Source organism: Pacificoceanicola algae, assembly GCF_049341065.1.
Taxonomy (GTDB): Bacteria; Pseudomonadota; Alphaproteobacteria; order Rhodobacterales; family Rhodobacteraceae; genus Pacificoceanicola.
In genome coordinates this window covers 27,740-44,061 of the sequence record NZ_JBMPIX010000032.1, presented here as the reverse complement: position 1 = coordinate 44,061, position 16,322 = coordinate 27,740, and the positions used below count along the sequence as shown (strand labels likewise).

Sequence of the window (16,322 nt, the reverse complement as noted above, 5' to 3'; positions counted from 1 at the left end):
CGCGGGGTGGAGCAGCCCGGTAGCTCGTCAGGCTCATAACCTGAAGGTCGTAGGTTCAAATCCTACCCCCGCAACCAGTTTTAGCGAACAACTGTTCGAAACGAAGCCCGCCCCCAAGGCGGGCTTTGCTTTTGCAAGCATCTCCAACAACTTGCCAGACACATCCAGCTCATGATGCTCCTGATCGGCGGCCCACGTGACAACCACACGGTCGATCAGGCCATGCAGTTTAGGCCGCGCGTGGTGATAGCGGATGTGTCGGGTGCGTCGTCGGTCATCGGAGGCTCCGTTTGCTTTCGGTTGGCGGCTCAATAACAGGGCCGACCGCTGGTTTGCGTTGTCGGAACATTACGGTTTGGTAATCTGCGGTTTTTTCCGCCGGACCGATCGCGGGTCATGCAAGAGGCCGGGAGGAATGTCCTCCAGGCCTCTTTCGGGTCGTGTCGTTATTGGTGAAGCGGCTGGCCTGTCAGGCTGCGGCGAGGTCCCCTTACGAAAAAGGGACCGGCAGGCGGGCGGGTCACGTGCCGCCAGTCCTTGACAGACCATGCGGTCTACGGCAACTCGGGAGAGACAGGGGAGCGCCATGAAAATCTGTGCTTTGACAATGGTCTATCGAGATTACTGGGCGTTGTCGCACTGGTATGCCCATCATGGCACGCAGATCGGACCGGAACACCTGTTTGTCGTCGCGCATGGCGCAGATCCCAGAATACAAGACATCTGTCCAAGAGCCTCGATCATCACCATTCCGCGTGATGGGTTTGAGAACTTCGACCGCAATCGGGCTGCCTTGTTGAATGGCATTCACGCCGGGCTGTCGCAGGTCTATGACTGGGTGATCCGGACGGATGCCGATGAATTGGTCTGTTTTGATCCGGTTTACTTTAGCTCGATACATCAAGTCATTGAAAGTATTGATGATAACCCGGTTCTGACGGCATTGGGGTTTGATCTGGTGGAAATGTCGGAAGATCCGGAGCTGACAGGAGCACCAGTATTGTCGGAGAGGCGAAACATTGCCTTTTCTGGCCATTACTCCAAGGCGATTGCGTCACGACGGGCGATAGATTTTCTCTTGCACGGTGTCCGCGTCGCACCGCGAAGACTGGAGAGCTTTCCTTTTGTCATGCCGAGGGGGCTTTACCTGGCACATCTCAAATACGCCAATCGGTCTGCATTGGATGAGGCCAATGCAATTCGCATGGAAGTTGGCGGTATGGATGCGCCGGGCGTGCCCGGAGCGGGATGGAAAGACGCGGACGCCGATGCCGCGCAGTTTCAGGAAAGCTTTCAAGCCAAGAAATGGATCGAATGGGAGCGGGCCGAGCAAGAGGCTTATGATGCGCTGTCCATCAAACCAGCGCGGATTGAAAGATCTTCGGTCGTGAAGACACGCGCGCTCAAAATGCCCTTCCGCACCGAATTGCCTGCACGTTTTGGCGCGCAGGGGTGATTGTGACAAAGGCCCGATATGCTTGATCCTCTGATCTCTCTCTTGCCGATCTATTTCCTGCTTTTGGTCGGGGCGGTGTCGATCAAGACGCGGCTGGTTCCTGCAGACGCGCTGCCGCACCTCAGTCGCTTTGCGCTGGTGATCTGCATGCCGGTGATCGTTGCCTCGGCGGTGATGCGCTCGGGTGATCTGACCGAATTCAACTGGCGTTTTATCGCGGGATATGCGGTGGCGGCGCTGATCCTTCTGGGGCTCGGCAGTTGGATCATGGCACGGGTGTTCCGACTTCCCGGCGCTTTGGCCGCGATGATGGGCATGGGCATGTCCAGCGCCAATACGATCTTTCTGGGCTATCCTGTCGGGCTGGTTCTTTTCCCTGATCAAGTGGACCGGTTATTTGCCTGGATCATCGTCGCCGAAAATCTGGCCGTGATCCCGGTAGCCATCATCGCGGCCGAGGTGCTGGCGGGCGAAAAGGGGCGCGGGTTCTCCGCCTCTCTGCGCCAGACTTTCGGGCAGATGACCCGCAGCCCGGTGCTGATCGGGCTGGTTGCGGGGCTGGTGATCTCTGGTTTCGACATTCATTTACCCGGGCCCGTCGACAAGACGCGTGGGTTGGTCGCGGCTGCTGCGCCTTTGATTGCATTGTTTTTTGTCGGCGGCACGGTGGCCAATGCGCAATGGCGCGAAACCGGAGCGCCGGTTCTGGCGGTATCCTTTGGCAAGCTGGTGGCGCATCCCTTGCTGGCGCTCGCGGTGCTGAGCCTTTTGCCCGGCATTACGCCTGCGCAGGCCACCGCCGGGATGGTCTTTGCCGCCATGCCGATGTTCGCCATCTTCCCGATCCTTTCCTCGCGGTACGGCGGGGCCGAGATCGCTTCGTCAGCCTTGGTGGTCACGACCTTGCTGGGCGCCGTGACGGTCAGCGCCCTTGTCTTGGTCATCTAGGTCTCGCCCAGAACGCGGCGCAGCTTTTGCCGGGCGCGGGCGAGGCGCGAATTGATCGTGCCTTCGGGAACGCCGTAAAGCGCGGCCAGCTCGCTTGGGCGCGTTGTCCCGGCGACAACATGGCTCAACAGCGCGCGATCCGCTTCGGGCAGGGACGTGATCGCCTTTTCAACCTCGTGAAACAGGCAGGTCGTCTCGGCGTCCGGGACGATCGGTTCGGGTGCCTCTTCAAGCGGCGCCTGATTGGCGTGATACCGATGCGCCAGATGCGCCGCATGGCGCAGGCTTGTCATCATATAGGGCAGAGGCGCTGTTATCGCGCCACCGGCCTTGAGCCGTTCCAGATAGCCCAGAACGGCCTCTTGCGCGAGATCTTCGCCAGCGGGGCCGCTATGACCAAGGCGGGCGGCACGGGCGCGCAACCGATTCATAGTTTCTTTGTCCATGTCGCCAGCATGACAGCGGGAAAATCCCCGACCAGACGGGGGCTTTTCGCCTACCGGGCCGATGGGGGCTTTTTCGGCGGCGGCTTGCCTGAGCGGACTGGGTATTTCGGCAAAGGCGCGCGCGTCCACTTGGCCCGCGGGACGCGAAAACCGATTGGCGTCTCTATCTCTGTGCAAGGGGCGTGGCTCTTTGCACATGTGAAAACCAAAAGGAGACACCACATGACCAAGTCACTGCTCACCGCGATCACTCTTGTCGCTGCTCTGCCCGCTGGGATGGCCCTGGCCCAGGACGCACTGGACACCAGCGGCGACGGCATGGTTTCGGTCGAGGAAATCCAAGCGGTCTATCCCGAAGTATCGACCGACATCTTCCTTGAGATCGACGTCGATGGTGACGGGCTGTTGAGCGCCGAAGAGCTGGCCGCCGCGCGCGATGCAGGCCTCGTGCCCGAAGAGGCCAGCTGATTCTTGCCCGCCCCCGGTGGTTTCCCGCCGGGGGCGGAGCTTTAAGAAAGTCGTTTATCGTATTGAATTGAATTACTATATATTTACCCGCGCGGTGATCCTCCGGGTCTCGAGGCGCTGGGGCCGATGGGTAAGCCGCGGCACAAAGAAGGGGGCCACGTGGCCCCCTTGTGCTGAATAGGCAGGTGGTCTTTTGTCGAAAGCCTACCCTAGCCGTTCAGCGCCTTGTTCAGGTTCTCGTCGAGCTTCTCAAGGAAGCCCATCGTTGTCAGCCACCCCTGATCCGGGCCGACCAGCAGCGCCAGATCCTTTGTCATGTGACCAGATTCCACGGTTTCGACCACAACGCGCTCCAAGGTTTCCGCAAAGGCGCGCAGGGCGATGTTTTCATCCAGCTTGGCGCGGTGCTTGAGGCCTCCGGTCCAGGCATAGATCGAGGCGATCGAATTGGTCGAGGTCGCCTCGCCCTTCTGATGCTGGCGATAGTGGCGGGTGACGGTGCCGTGGGCGGCCTCGGCCTCGACGATCTTGCCGTCGGGGGTCATCAGCTGGCTGGCCATCATCCCGAGGCTGCCAAAGCCCTGCGCCACGGTGTCGGACTGGACGTCGCCGTCATAGTTCTTGCAGGCCCAGACGAATTTACCGTTCCATTTCAACGCACAGGCCACCATGTCGTCAATCAGCCGGTGTTCATACCAGATACCCGCGGCCTTGAACCTCTCTTCGAACTCTTCTTCATAGATCTGCTGGAACAGATCTTTGAAGCGCCCGTCATAGGCCTTGAGAATGGTGTTCTTGGTCGACAGATAGACCGGCCAGCCGATGTTCAGACCATAGTTGAGCGAGGCGCGGGCAAAGTCGCAGATTGAATCGTCAAGGTTATACATCCCCATGTAAACGCCCGCCGAAGGGGCGTCATAGACCACCTTTTCGATCACGGTGCCGTCATCGCCAACGAATTTCATCGTCAGTTGGCCTTTGCCGGGAAAATGGAAATCCGTGGCCTTGTATTGATCTCCAAAGGCATGGCGGCCGACCACGATGGGATCGGTCCAGCCGGGCACAAGGCGCGGCACATTCTTGCAGATGATCGGCTGGCGAAACACCACGCCGCCAAGGATGTTGCGGATGGTGCCGTTGGGGCTGCGCCACATCTGTTTCAGGCCAAATTCTTCGACCCGCGCCTCATCCGGAGTGATGGTGGCACACTTCACCGCAACACCGACTTCCTTGGTCTTTTCGGCGGCTTCGATGGTGATCTGATCGTCGGTGCGGTCGCGTTCCTGAATGCTCAGATCATAATACAGCAGATCCACGTCCAAATAGGGCATGATCAGCTTCTTCTTGATGAAATCCCACATGATGCGGGTCATTTCATCGCCGTCCATTTCGACAATCGGGTTCTCGACCTTGATCTTTGACATCACCTGTTCCTTTGATCGCTGGCACCTGTTGCGGCCTGTCTAGCCCATCTTCTTCCGGGCCTCAAACGCTGTATGCAGATGTATACAGTCTTGCTGCATATTTCATCGAATAGTCGTTAAAACTGAAGCGAAAACTAACAACTCTGAAACCAGCCAGCGTTTAGTGCTTGTCGCATGAAGTTTGGATGCGACGAAGCCCTTGATGCCGGCATGGCGCTGACCGCCGTTTTTCTGGCGGCGGTGATTTCCGTGAAAGGGCTTGTTGGTCCCTTGCCGGGGGGCGCTGGAACCCCCGTTCTTGTGGTTGCGTCGCCTTGGGGGCTGGGCGCGGCGCAACTGGTAATTCAGGCCGGTGGGCGGTTGGTGGGGCCTTATCAGGCACCTTTCAGTGCGCTCGCTGTTTTTGACGATCCGGAGCCAAGGGAAGAGCTGCTCTCGCTTGGTGCATGGATGGTGCGGGACGGTCGTTTTGTGGCGACCCTCTGCGGAGAATGGAAAGAATGATGGACGAGACGAACAAGGCAAACCTATCTGGCGAAGCTGGCAAGGCCGTTCTGGCATTGGCTTATGCGATGGTGATCGTGCAGGTGCTGTCGGATGGCATGCTCAAGAGCGGGTTTCTTGAGGGCACCGCGGTGACTGTTGTTCTGGCCTTGATGGCGACTTGGTCGGCGCGGCGTGCATCGCGGCTGGCGAATGACGTGATCGCAGTCTGTCTGGTTGGGCAGGTCGCTGTCCTGACGGCCAGCTATCGCGGCCATCCCTGGCAGATTGACACGCATATGGTGTATTTCGTTGTTCTGGCGGGAATTTCGACGCTGGGCAATATTCGCGCGCTGCTGGTCGGGGCAGGGGTCACGGCGGTGCATCACCTCGGCTTGACGATGTTCATGCCAGCGCTTGTCTATCCCTCGCTTGATCTCATGACCAACATCGAGCGGACGGTTTTGCACGGGTCGGTGGTTGTCTTTGAAACCGTCATTCTTGGAATGTCGATCGCCCGCAGCAACCGCTTGATGACCCGGATTGTCGAGCAGTCTGAATCTGTAGCCGACCAATCGCACCGGGCAGAAGTGGCCGAAAGCAAAGCTCGGCGCATGGTGGACGAGGCCGAGCAGGCTATCGGTTTGCTGCGCACGAACCTGCATCATCTCGCGGATCGCAGCCTGCGTTGCGAAATCCAGGAAGACATGCCCGAAGCCTTCGAGGATCTTCGCAGCGACTTCAACCTTGCGGTGACGCGGCTGGACGCGGCGCTTGGTCAGGCGCAGAGCATGGCACGCAGCTTTGACGGTGAGGCGCAGCTTTTGGGCCAGTTTCTGGAAACGCTGGCGCAGGGGACAAATGCACAGGCCTCGGGACTTGGAACACAGTCCGAACTGGTCGAACAGCTGAGCGCGCGCCTCAAAGCCTCGGCTTCGCAGGCGGAGCTGGCGGCGCAGCGCGTTTCCACCGCGCGGGCGGAGGCGGATCAAGGCGGCGAAATCACCAAAGAGGCGGTCGCCGCAATGGAGCGGATCGAGCGCAGCTCGGGCGAGGTGGGCAACATCATGGACCTGATCGACGACATTGCCTTTCAGACCAATCTTCTGGCGCTGAATGCCGGGGTTGAGGCCGCTCGCGCCGGAAGCTCTGGCCGGGGTTTTGCGGTCGTCGCCGGTGAAGTCCAGGCGCTGTCGCAGCGCACCGCCGAAGCTGCTCGCGGGGTCAAGGAACTGATTGCAAGCAGCGAGCAGGAGGTCGCCTCGGGTGCCAAGCTGGTGCATGAAGCCGGGCGACGTTTGTCGATGATCGTGCAGCACGTCAACGAGGTGAACGGCATGATCGAAGACATTCGCCAAGATGCCGGAAGCCGTGCCGCCGAAATGGGGCGCGTTTCCCAGGAAATGTCCGAACTGGACAGCGAGGCACAAAAAATCCTGGCCCAAAGCTCGGAAATGTCGGCATCGGGACACCGGCTGCGCAACCACGCCGATGAACTGGCGCGCGTGATGGCGGAATTCAAACTGTCAGGCGTCGACGGCGAAAAGCAAGAACGCATCGCCTGACGGGGGGCTCAAATCGCCGGCTGCGCCAGTTCGGCGCGGCCCAGCCGTTGCATGGCGATCAAGGCTCCGATGACCTGAACCAGAATGCCAATGGCTACGGGCAGCGGCGTGCCGTCAAACATCAGGCTGACCGGGACGGCCAGAATGACGGCGCCGACGGTTGCCAAGGCTCCGATGACCGACGCGGCTAGACCCGCGATATGGCCCATAGGCTCCATCGCTAGCGCGTTCAAGTTGCCCAATGTCATACCCGCCTGAAAGAATACCGTCGCCTGCCATAGAACAAATGCCGCAAACAGCGCGTTGCCAGACAGTCCAAAGCTGATCAGCAGAACCATCATCGTGCTGAACAACACCTGCGCACTGAGCATACCGACCACCAGACGGCGCATCCCGATCCGCATCACCAAAGCTGCGTTCAAGAAACTGGCCGAGCTTGACGCAATGGCAATCGCGCCGAACCACAGCGGAAAAGTTTCTGCCCTGCCAAAGAAGCCGTCATAAATCGGCTGCACGGTCGAGATCATGCTGAAAAGCGCAGCAAAGCAAAACGCCTGCGCGATTATCGACAGGCGCACGACCCGGTGAGACAGAACTTCGGTCAGCGCGGCGCGCAGCTTGGAGAACCGAAAAGGCAGCCGGTTTTCCGGGGCCAGAGTCTCGGGCAGACGTATGGCAAGCCATGTGGACGTCATCAGTGAAAAGATCGCAAAGGCCCAGAAAACCGCAGGCCAGCCCCCCAGAATGATCAGACGCGATCCCAACAGCGGCGCAATTGCAGGCACCACTGTAAAGACGATCATCACAAAGGACATGATCTGGGCCATGCCGCGCCCGGCGTGCAGATCGCGCACGATCGCCAGAGCCACGACCCGCGGACCAGCAGCGCCAAGCCCCTGAAAGAACCGCGCCACCAGCAACAGCTCAAGGCTTTGCATCCAGATGGCGGACAACGACGACGCGATATAAAGCGCCGCGCCGCCCAGCACCACGGGTTTGCGGCCAAACGCATCCGAAAGCGGCCCGGTGAACAGCGTCCCAAGCCCCATTCCCAGGACAAATATCGTCACCACCAGTTGAACGCGATTCGGATCATTGGGGGAAAAGCTGGCCGTCAGTTCCGGCAAGGCGGGCAACATGGCGTCGATTGCAAATGCAATGGTCGCCGTAAGCATTGCAATAATAGCGACAAATTCGCCTTTGCTGGGCAGCTTGGACATTGGAACCTCGGGATTTCCGGACGCGGGCTGCAATGCCCGGCGCGGTGCCCAAGCTCTACACCCGAAGGGCGGGAGAGGAAAAGGGGCCGAGGCGCAAAGCTGATCTGACCTGACGGAAGATCAGGCTTCGGTTTGCGGTGCGCCGCTGCGAGGAGCGTCGTCGCTGTTGGCAGGTTTCTCTTCGTCTTCGCCAAGTTGCGCGAAAAGCCATTCGGTATGTTCTTCGCGTTTGCGCATGGCGAAATGGCCGAACTGCTGGATCGCGGCCGCAAAGATGCCAAGGCCAAGCAGGATAAACAGCGTCGTACCAATCTTGCCGGCGGCGGTCATCGGCACAAGGTTGCCATAGCCGACGGTCGAAATCGTCACCACGGTAAAGAAATAGGAATCAAGCCAGCTCCACCCTTCGACCAGTCGGAAAAACACCGTTCCGCTGGCAATGATCCCCGCGAGCGTCGCGATCAGGGTGAAGATCTTGATCTTGGTCATCCTTGACCAGCCTCGGAAGGGTGCGCCAAAAGCTCCTCGATCACCTGCGCCCACAGTTCAGGGGGCTGGGCGCCGGGGACGGCGTGCTTTTGATCGACGATGAAGGTCGGCACGGAATTGATGCCCATGCCGCGCCCCGCAGCATCGCGTTCGACGATCTCGCGCTTGTCCTCGTCCGTCGCCAGAAGGCGCAACACGACCGAGGCATCCATGCCCGCGCCATCGGCGATATCGGCCAGCACTTCGGCTTGTCCAATGTCCCGGCCATCGACAAAATAGGCGCGAAACAGGGCCGAGACCACGGGGGTCTGCACGCCCTCCAGCTCGGCCCAGTGGATCAAACGGTGCGCGTCGATTGTCGAGGGCGTCCTTTGAATGTTGTCGAGGTTGATCTTCAGTCCAACCGCTTCAGCGTGCTGCGTGACCGGCATATAGGCCTCGACCGCGCCCTTCTTGCCGCCGAACTTGGTCTCAAGGTATTCGCGCCGATCAATCCCGCTTTTGGGCATATCCGGATTCAACATAAAGGGCAGCCAACGCACCTTGAAGGGATGGTTGGGGTTGGCTTCGAGCGCGCGATCCAGATTTGCCTTGCCGATGTAGCACCACGGGCAGATCGGGTCTGAGAAGATATCAAGCTGGATCATGTCGGTCCTTTCGTTCCGCCTTCATATAGCGATCTTTGCATGGAAATGCGAGAGTGAGCGGCATCTAAAACGGCGCGATATCCTTGAGCCTCTGGCGCAGCAGTTTGCCGTTGGGATTGCGCGGCAGGCTGTCCACATGGACATAGGCGCGGGGCTGTTTGTAGCGGGCAAGGCGGGTGGCGGCCTCGGCCTTCAGCGCCTCTTCGTCCAGCGCAACGGGGCCGGTGTAAAAGGCGGCAATCACGCGCACATCGGATTTCACGGCGATGTCGGTCACGGCAATCTCGGTGACACCGGGCAGACCGGCCAGCGCGGACTCGACTTCCAGCGGGGACACGCGATAGCCGCCGGCGTTCATCATATCGTCCGAGCGACCAAGGTAGGTGATCTGGAAATCGCCATCCATTACGCCGCGATCCCCGGACAGGAACCAATCTCCGGCGAATTTTTCGGCAGTGGCCTCTGGCGCGCCGATGTAACCCAGCATCAGACCGGGATCGTTGCGGTGCACGGCAATCACACCTTCCGAGCCCAAGGGCACTGGTGCGCCGGTGTCGTCGATCAGCGCGATATGGCGCCCGGGCTGAGGCGCTCCGAGGGTGCCGGCGGCATTGGGGCGGCCCGGCGCAGAGGAGATGAAGGTTGAGCATTCAGACATGCCATAGGCTTCGAAAATCTCGGTCCCGGTGGCTTCGCGCCAGCCGTCGCGGACGGTGTCCGGCAGCTTTTCCCCGGCGGCAAGGCCGTGTCGCAGCTTCGGTAGAACAGGCAGAGGGTACTTGAGGATTTGTCGGTAAACGCCCGGTGCACCTGCAAAAATCGTCACATCGTTGCGCTTCATCAGCAGCGCAAGCTGCGCCGGATCGGTGCCAGCGGCGGGGATCAATGCAGCCGCGCCCTTGGTCCAGGGGTCCATAAGTCCCGTGCCAAGCGTGAAGGTCCAGTTGAACGCGCCCGCGTGCAGCAAGCGGTCCGAGGGCTGCAACCCGTACCAGCCCTGCATCATCATCTGCCTTGCCCAGATGGCGCGATGGGCATGCCCCACGGCCCGCGGCGTCCCCGACGTGCCCGAGGTGTATACGATGTAGGCCAGCCGCTCGGGATCGCCCATGTCGAAGTCGGCGGGCGGCAGGCTGTGCCAAGCTTCAAAGGTTTCGGGGCCATAGGTCGCCAGCTCGGTCTCCGGACAGGCAACGCCAGCGCCGAGTAGGATGGCCTTGGGTGACAGATGCGCGATGATCTTGGCAACCTCGGGTTCCGTCAGTTGCGACGAGGTCGGGACCGGCACGATGCCCGCCGCGATGGCGCCCAGATAGGCAATCGGAAAATCCACTGTATTGCCAAGGCGCATCAGCAGGATGTCCCCGGGTTTCAGCCCGCTTTGCAACAGGCCGGTGGCGGTGCCGCGCACCGCCGCGATCAACCGGGCATAAGACCACCGCTCGGCGCCGGTGGGTTTGACAATGGCCAGGGCAATCTTGTCGGGCGTGGCAGACCCCGCCTGCAACACATGAGCGGCAAGATTGAACGGTGCGGGGCAGGGCGCAAAGGCCCCCTGATCAAAGAGCGACAGCATAGTCAGTGGATTAGGCCGCGCCGGGCGCGCTTGCAAGGGGGCGGGCCGCGGCCTATAGCAATTGGCATGACACGCGATCCCAAATCCCTGATCCGCATTGCCCGCGAAAACGGCGCTGAACATGGCGCCGAACCGCTTGACCTTGGCCAGCGCGTGCGCGAGCTGCGCAAGGAAAAGGAATGGACGCTGGAACAGGCCGCAAAGCAGGCGGGACTTGCGCGCTCGACCCTTTCCAAGATCGAGAATGGGCAGATGTCGCCGACCTACGATGCCTTGAAAAAGCTGGCGGTCGGGCTTGAGATTTCAGTGCCGCAGCTGTTCACACCGCCGCAGCAGGAAAAGGTCAACGGCCGCATGACCGTGACCCGCAGCGGCGAGGGGCAAAGTCATGCCACTGCCACCTATGAGCACGAGTTGCTGGCCGAAACGCTGACCCGCAAGAAGATGTTGCCCTATCGCGCCCGCGTTCGTGCGCGCGCGATGGAAGAATTCGACGGTTGGGTGCGCCATGACGGCGAAGAATTCCTGTATGTGCTGACCGGGGTGATCCGGCTGTATACAGAATTCTATGAACCGGTGGAGATGCGCCGGGGCGACAGCGCCTATTACGACAGCACCATGGGGCACAACGTCATTTCGGTCAGCGACGAAGATGCCACGATCCTTTGGGTCACGTCCCTGGGCTAACCGGCCCGCAGCTCCATCGCCTGACGCGCCAGATCTTCGAGCCCAAGAAAATCGCGCAGCTCCTCGCTGGCTTCCATCGGGGTCAGGTCATGCTGTTCGGCCAGATGCAGGCTGAGCGTTTGCGGATCGCTTACCGGGTCGGCAAGTCGCGCGGGGTCCACATGTGGAAAGCGGTGCTGCAAACGGTCCAGAAAGTTTGCCCAGTTCGTCGAGAGGTGTTTCAAAGGCATGGTATGTCTCCTTCTATCCCGCTCATGGTCTGCGCAAACTCTCTATAAATCGTGTACAAACGCGTAAGCGGCCCGCACGGCTTACTTTTCCGGCAAAAGCCCCTTTGGACTGAAGCGCAGCACCAACAGCAGGATCACCCCCATGGTCAGCAGTCGCAGATGTTGGGCGCTGTCCTGAAGATGCGCCTTGATCGCCGAGCCTTCGGCCATGCCCGAGGTGATAAGCGCCATCAGGCCCTGCGCCATGGGTTCGACCTGCACCCAAAGGAACCAGATGAGGAAGCCGCCCAGAACGGCGCCAAGGTTGTTGCCCGAACCGCCGACAATCACCATTACCCAGATCAGAAAGGTGTAGCGCAGCGGTTGGTAGGAGCTTGGGGTCAACTGGCCATCCAGCGTGGTCATCATGGCGCCGGCAATGCCGCAGATCGCGCTGCCCAGGATAAAGACCTGCAAATGTCGGAAGGTCACGTCCTTGCCCATGGCCCGTGCGGCGGTTTCATTGTCGCGGATCGCCCGCATCATCCGGCCCCAGGGCGAATTCAGCGCCAGTTGCGCCAGCACCAGAAGGATCACCAACACCACGGCGAACAGCAGCGAATACTCCAGCTTGACATACAGCGTCGAGGCCGTGGTGGCATCCAGCCCCCAGCCAGCGGCGGCATCGACAAAGCCCGGGTCGTTTTGCAGATCAACCTCGTAAGGAACGGGCCGGGGCAGGCCGATGACGTTCTTGACGCCGCGGGCCATCCAGTCTTCGTTCTTCATCACGGCGATGACGATTTCGGCAATCCCGAGCGTGGCAATGGCCAGATAGTCGCTGCGCAACCCAAGCGCCGTCTTGCCAATGACCCAGGCCGCACCTGCAGCCAGCAACCCGCCGACAGGCCAGGCCACCAGCACCGGCAAGCCCATGCCGCCAAGGTAGCCGGCCAGCGCCGGATTGACCGCCTCGATCGCCTCGACACCGGGGTCAAGCAGGGCGCGGAACAGGATGAAGCCCGCGATCAGGATCAGCGCCACGCTCCAGGCCTTGTGGAACCGCGTCCAGACCTTGGCCGCCGCCACCAGCGCCGCGCCGCCCAGAACCAGCGCTCCAATCACGCGCAAACCGCCCGCGCTCCAGGCTTCGGGGACGGGCGGCATTGCGGTCAGAACCACGGCGAGACCGCCCAAGGCGACAAAGCCCATGATCCCGACGTTGAACAGCCCGGCGATGCCCCATTGCAGGTTCACCCCCAACGCCATCACCGCACTGACCAGCCCCATGTTCAGGATCAAAAGAGCGGCGTTCCAGCTTTGCAGAAAGCCAGTGCCAAGGATCAGCACTGCGACCAGCGCAAACAGTCCCACGGTCCGCATCGTCATACCGATTTCCCCTTGAACAATCCTGTGGGTTTGAACAGCAGCACGACCACGAGGATCATGAAGCTGACGGCAAATTTGTAATCCGTGGACAGCAGCTGAACCAGTCCATCGGGCTCAAGGCTGTCTGGCAGGGCATGGCCCAGCACTTTTTTCCAGGCATAGGTGATGCCAACCTCGGAAAAGGCGATGACAAAGCCCCCCGCGATAGCGCCCAGCGGACTGCCAAGCCCGCCGACAATGGCCGCAGCGAAGATCGGCAGCAAAAGCTGGAAATAGGTGAAGGGTTTGTATGATTTATCAAGCCCGTAAAGCACTCCGGCAATTGTCACCAGCGCCGCCACGATCACCCAGGTCACGCGCTCGACCTTCTCGGGATTGATGCCGGACAGCAGCGCAAGGTCTTCGTTGTCGGAATAGGCGCGCATGGATTTCCCGGTACGGGTCCGGTTCAGGAACCAGAACAGCGCGGCCACGACGATGACCGCAATCACAACCGTCAGCGCCTGCGTGGTGCGGATCGCCAGCCCCTCTTCCAACCCGGTCATTTCCTTGAAATCGCGCGCGGAAATCAGGAACCGTTCGCCATCGGCAAAGCGTTGGTCGTCCGGGCCAAGGATGATCCGCGTGATGCCGTTATAGACGAACATCACCCCAAGCGAGACCATGACAAGGATCACGGGTTTGACCTTTTGCGCACGGTAAAAGCGATAGATCACCCGGTCCGTCCCCAGCACCAGCATCGAAGTGGCCACAATCCCGAAGGGGATCGCCAGCAGCGCCGTGGGCAGCGGCCCAAGCGAGATCCCCATGCTCTGAAACCACCACGTGAAGAGGATTACAACCATGGTGCCGAAGGCCATGGTATCGCCATGGGCAAAGTTGGAGAACCGCAGGATGCCATAGATCAGTGTGACGCCCAAAGCCCCAAGTGCCAACTGGCTGCCATAGGCAACGGCGGGGATCAGAACGAAATTGGCCAGCGCCACAAGGGCGTTAAGAAGATCCATCACTCAGTCTCCAGACATTGGCCGCTATATGAAATCATCATGACCGGATCGGTGTAGTGCACGGTGTACCGCGCGGTGCCGCCCTGCGCGATGGTCAGCATATGCCGTCCTTCAAAGCCGCCGCCCGACAAGACGTAATTGCCGCCATCGCGTGCTCCGACCATTCCCACATCGCCACTGTCCGACGACATCGCGGCATCGACAAACAGCGTCTGCGCATCCATCCCGCCGGCCTTGCCGCTGAGGATCACGCCGAACCCGGACTCCTGACAGGCTTCGGCCTCGTAACACTCCGTCGCAAAGGCACAGCTGAGCGCGACCACCTCCTGAACCGGGGCGGTGTCCAGCGTCAACTGTTCGACGTCACTCGTCTCTGCGCCGTCGTCATGATCGGCGTGCTGCGCTATGGCCCCGCCCGCCACGAACGTCAGAACCAAGGCCCGCAGCAGATCACACACTCTCAATCGCATATTCAACTTCGTCACGCGCTCATCCCCCCAGAAAGGACCGGCGAACCTCGTCGTCCGCCAACAAGTCCTTGCCCGTTCCTGTGTGGGCATTGGCACCCTGCACCAAAACATAGCCTTTATCCGCAATTTCAAGCGCTTGTCTGGCATTCTGCTCGACCATCAGAATGGAAATCCCGGTCCGTGCCACTTCTATGATGCGGTCAAACAGCTCGTCCATGACGATGGGCGACACGCCTGCGGTGGGTTCATCCAGCATCAGCACCTTGGGCTCGGTCATCAGGGCGCGGCCCACCGCCACCTGTTGGCGCTGGCCGCCCGACAGTTCGCCTGCCGCCTGATGGCGTTTTTCCTTCAGGATCGGGAACAGGTCGTAAACCTGCGCCATGGTCTGGCGAAAATCGTCCCCGCGGATAAAAGCCCCCATCTCAAGGTTCTCTTCGACCGTCATCGAGGTAAAGATGTTGTGCGTCTGAGGGACAAAGCCCATGCCCTGCCGAACCCGCGCCTGAGGGCTGAGATCGGTGATATCCTCGCCGTCCAGCATCACGCGCCCCTGACGCAGATCCAACATCCCAAAAACCGCCTTCATCGCCGTTGACTTGCCCGCGCCGTTTGGCCCGACGATCACGGCGATCTGACCTTTCTCCACGGCAATCGTGCAGTCGTGCAGGATATCCGGCCCGGATTTGCCATATCCCCCGGTCATCGTCTCGCCGATCAGAAAGGGCCCTGGCGCACCGGGTCGTGCCTTGCCGGTCCCGCGATAGCCATCGACCGTGCCCATGCCCTGTGCATTGCCCAGGCTCATGTCCTTGTTGCCACGATCATCATATCTGCCAGCGCTCATGCCATGCTCCGGTGTTTCTTTGGGCTCAAAATACCTCGGGGGAGTCGCGCAGCGACGGGGGCAGAGCCCCCAACAGCGCGCCGCAGGCGCGCGCCCGGGCGATGCCGCAAGGCAGCGCAAAACCTCATCCGACCTGATCCTTGTTCTTCAACCCGGTGCCGAGATAGGCCTCGATCACGGCCTCATTGGCCTTGATCTCGTCCAAGCTGCCCTCGGCCAGCTTCTTGCCTTCGGCCATGACGATCACCGGATCACACAGGCGCCCGATGAAATCCATGTCGTGTTCGATCACGCAAAAGGTATAGCCGCGCTCCGTGTTCAGGCGCCGAATGGCGTCGGCAATTGTGTTAAGCAAGGTCCGGTTCACACCAGCCCCCACCTCATCCAAAAAGACGATCTTGGCGTCGACCATCATGGTCCGCCCAAGCTCCAGCAGCTTTTTCTGACCGCCCGAAATGGCGCCCGCCGGGTGGTCTGCCAGATGCTCGACCGTCAGGAATTCCAGCACCTCATCGGCCTTGGCCCGCAGCGCGCGTTCTTCATCGGCAATCCGTTTGCGTCCGAACCATGTGTTCCAAAGCGTCTCGCCCGATTGTCCTCCCGGCACCATCATCAGGTTCTCGCGGCAGGTCATCGAACCGAATTCATGCGCAATCTGAAATGTCCGCAGCAGCCCCTTGTGGAACAACTCATGCGGCGGCAGTCCGGTGATATCCTCATCACCCATGAAGACGCGGCCAGAAGTCGGCGGCAAAGCGCCCGCGATCACGTTGAACAGCGTGGTCTTGCCCGCACCGTTCGGCCCGACAAGCCCGGTGATCGAGCCTTCGGCGATTTCCAGTGATGCACCGTCCACGGCGTGAAAGCCGCCGAAATGGCGGTGAAGATTATCAACCCGGATCACAGCTTATCCCCTCGGAGCATTTTGCTCTCTTTGGTTATGGCAAACGGCGCGAAGGTCGCTTCGCGCCGCCTGATGTCTTGGTTTGCG

General features: G+C 60.5%; 18 protein-coding genes and 1 tRNA gene. 7 read left to right on the top strand and 12 right to left on the bottom strand.

All coding sequences use genetic code 11. From position 1 onward, the window contains the following. The 3 genes from ACOYQJ_RS24150 (at window position 1) to ACOYQJ_RS24140 (ending at window position 2,404) form a co-directional block, all read left to right on the top strand. A tRNA-Met gene (locus ACOYQJ_RS24150) sits at window positions 1-77 on the top strand. A 509-nt stretch (window positions 78-586) separates the two neighbouring features. After that, a complete protein-coding gene (locus ACOYQJ_RS24145; RefSeq protein ID WP_422908462.1) occupies window positions 587-1,456 on the top strand; it encodes a glycosyltransferase family 2 protein in 870 nt (289 codons plus the stop codon). An 18-nt stretch (window positions 1,457-1,474) separates the two neighbouring features. Then, a complete protein-coding gene (locus tag ACOYQJ_RS24140) occupies window positions 1,475-2,404 on the top strand; it encodes an AEC family transporter (protein ID WP_422908461.1) in 930 nt (309 codons plus the stop codon). Here the strand turns inward: ACOYQJ_RS24140 and ACOYQJ_RS24135 are convergent. After that, complete coding sequence (locus ACOYQJ_RS24135) at window positions 2,401-2,850, bottom strand: sigma-70 family RNA polymerase sigma factor (RefSeq protein ID WP_422908460.1); 450 nt, start codon at window positions 2,848-2,850, stop codon at window positions 2,401-2,403. The genes ACOYQJ_RS24140 and ACOYQJ_RS24135 overlap by 4 nt on opposite strands. 222 nt (window positions 2,851-3,072) lie before the next feature. Here ACOYQJ_RS24135 and ACOYQJ_RS24130 point away from each other — a divergent pair, with 222 nt between their 5' ends. After that, the gene (locus tag ACOYQJ_RS24130; RefSeq protein ID WP_422908459.1) at window positions 3,073-3,318 is read left to right on the top strand and encodes an EF-hand domain-containing protein; all 246 of its coding nucleotides are present in this window, start codon (window positions 3,073-3,075) and stop codon (window positions 3,316-3,318) included. Between the two features lie 209 nt (window positions 3,319-3,527). Here ACOYQJ_RS24130 and ACOYQJ_RS24125 read toward each other — a convergent pair whose 3' ends face one another. Continuing rightward, window positions 3,528-4,742 (bottom strand): NADP-dependent isocitrate dehydrogenase, encoded by a 1,215-nt coding sequence (locus ACOYQJ_RS24125; RefSeq protein ID WP_422908458.1) that lies wholly within the window; start codon window positions 4,740-4,742, stop codon window positions 3,528-3,530. Between the two features lie 174 nt (window positions 4,743-4,916). On the opposite strand from ACOYQJ_RS24125, the gene ACOYQJ_RS24120 reads away from it, so the two are divergent. Further along, window positions 4,917-5,246 carry a hypothetical protein gene (locus ACOYQJ_RS24120; protein ID WP_422908457.1) on the top strand — a complete coding sequence of 110 codons (330 nt, stop codon included), beginning with the start codon at window positions 4,917-4,919 and terminating at the stop codon, window positions 5,244-5,246. After that, complete coding sequence (locus tag ACOYQJ_RS24115) at window positions 5,243-6,790, top strand: methyl-accepting chemotaxis protein (protein WP_422908456.1); 1,548 nt, start codon at window positions 5,243-5,245, stop codon at window positions 6,788-6,790. The genes ACOYQJ_RS24120 and ACOYQJ_RS24115 overlap by 4 nt, the downstream gene beginning before the upstream one ends. An 8-nt stretch (window positions 6,791-6,798) precedes the next feature. On the opposite strand, the gene ACOYQJ_RS24110 is transcribed toward ACOYQJ_RS24115, so the two are convergent. From ACOYQJ_RS24110 to ACOYQJ_RS24095, 4 genes are all read right to left on the bottom strand, one after another. Continuing rightward, window positions 6,799-8,010, bottom strand: a complete 1,212-nt coding sequence (locus ACOYQJ_RS24110; RefSeq protein ID WP_422908455.1) for a multidrug effflux MFS transporter — start codon at window positions 8,008-8,010, stop codon at window positions 6,799-6,801. Window positions 8,011-8,130: 120 nt separating this feature from the next. Beyond that, entirely contained in the window at window positions 8,131-8,499 is a 369-nt protein-coding gene (locus ACOYQJ_RS24105) for a potassium channel family protein (RefSeq protein WP_422908454.1), read from the bottom strand. Continuing rightward, window positions 8,496-9,146 (bottom strand): DsbA family oxidoreductase, encoded by a 651-nt coding sequence (locus ACOYQJ_RS24100; protein ID WP_422908453.1) that lies wholly within the window; start codon window positions 9,144-9,146, stop codon window positions 8,496-8,498. Before ACOYQJ_RS24100 ends, ACOYQJ_RS24105 begins: the two co-directional genes overlap by 4 nt. Window positions 9,147-9,210: 64 nt before the next feature. Further along, window positions 9,211-10,722, bottom strand: coding sequence for a class I adenylate-forming enzyme family protein (locus tag ACOYQJ_RS24095; protein WP_422908452.1), 1,512 nt, complete (start codon window positions 10,720-10,722; stop codon window positions 9,211-9,213). A 66-nt stretch (window positions 10,723-10,788) separates the two neighbouring features. On the opposite strand from ACOYQJ_RS24095, the gene ACOYQJ_RS24090 reads away from it, so the two are divergent. Then, window positions 10,789-11,409 carry a helix-turn-helix domain-containing protein gene (locus tag ACOYQJ_RS24090; protein ID WP_422908451.1) on the top strand — a complete coding sequence of 207 codons (621 nt, stop codon included), beginning with the start codon at window positions 10,789-10,791 and terminating at the stop codon, window positions 11,407-11,409. Here the strand turns inward: ACOYQJ_RS24090 and ACOYQJ_RS24085 are convergent. The 6 genes from ACOYQJ_RS24085 to ACOYQJ_RS24060 form a co-directional block, all read right to left on the bottom strand. Then, on the bottom strand, window positions 11,406-11,639 hold the full coding sequence (locus ACOYQJ_RS24085) for a hypothetical protein (protein WP_422908450.1): 234 nt from the start codon (window positions 11,637-11,639) through the stop codon (window positions 11,406-11,408). The two genes, ACOYQJ_RS24090 and ACOYQJ_RS24085, sit on opposite strands and share 4 nt — an antisense overlap. Window positions 11,640-11,720: 81 nt before the next feature. Beyond that, the gene (locus ACOYQJ_RS24080; protein ID WP_422908464.1) at window positions 11,721-13,001 is read right to left on the bottom strand and encodes a branched-chain amino acid ABC transporter permease; all 1,281 of its coding nucleotides are present in this window, start codon (window positions 12,999-13,001) and stop codon (window positions 11,721-11,723) included. 2 nt (window positions 13,002-13,003) lie between these two features. After that, entirely contained in the window at window positions 13,004-14,014 is a 1,011-nt protein-coding gene (locus ACOYQJ_RS24075; RefSeq protein ID WP_422908449.1) for a branched-chain amino acid ABC transporter permease, read from the bottom strand. After that, window positions 14,014-14,499, bottom strand: coding sequence for a hypothetical protein (locus ACOYQJ_RS24070; RefSeq protein WP_422908448.1), 486 nt, complete (start codon window positions 14,497-14,499; stop codon window positions 14,014-14,016). The genes ACOYQJ_RS24075 and ACOYQJ_RS24070 overlap by 1 nt, the downstream gene beginning before the upstream one ends. A 4-nt stretch (window positions 14,500-14,503) precedes the next feature. Beyond that, entirely contained in the window at window positions 14,504-15,331 is an 828-nt protein-coding gene (locus ACOYQJ_RS24065) for an ABC transporter ATP-binding protein (protein WP_422908447.1), read from the bottom strand. 124 nt (window positions 15,332-15,455) lie between these two features. Continuing rightward, window positions 15,456-16,235, bottom strand: a complete 780-nt coding sequence (locus tag ACOYQJ_RS24060) for an ABC transporter ATP-binding protein (RefSeq protein ID WP_422908446.1) — start codon at window positions 16,233-16,235, stop codon at window positions 15,456-15,458. Window positions 16,236-16,322: the final 87 nt, after the last annotated feature.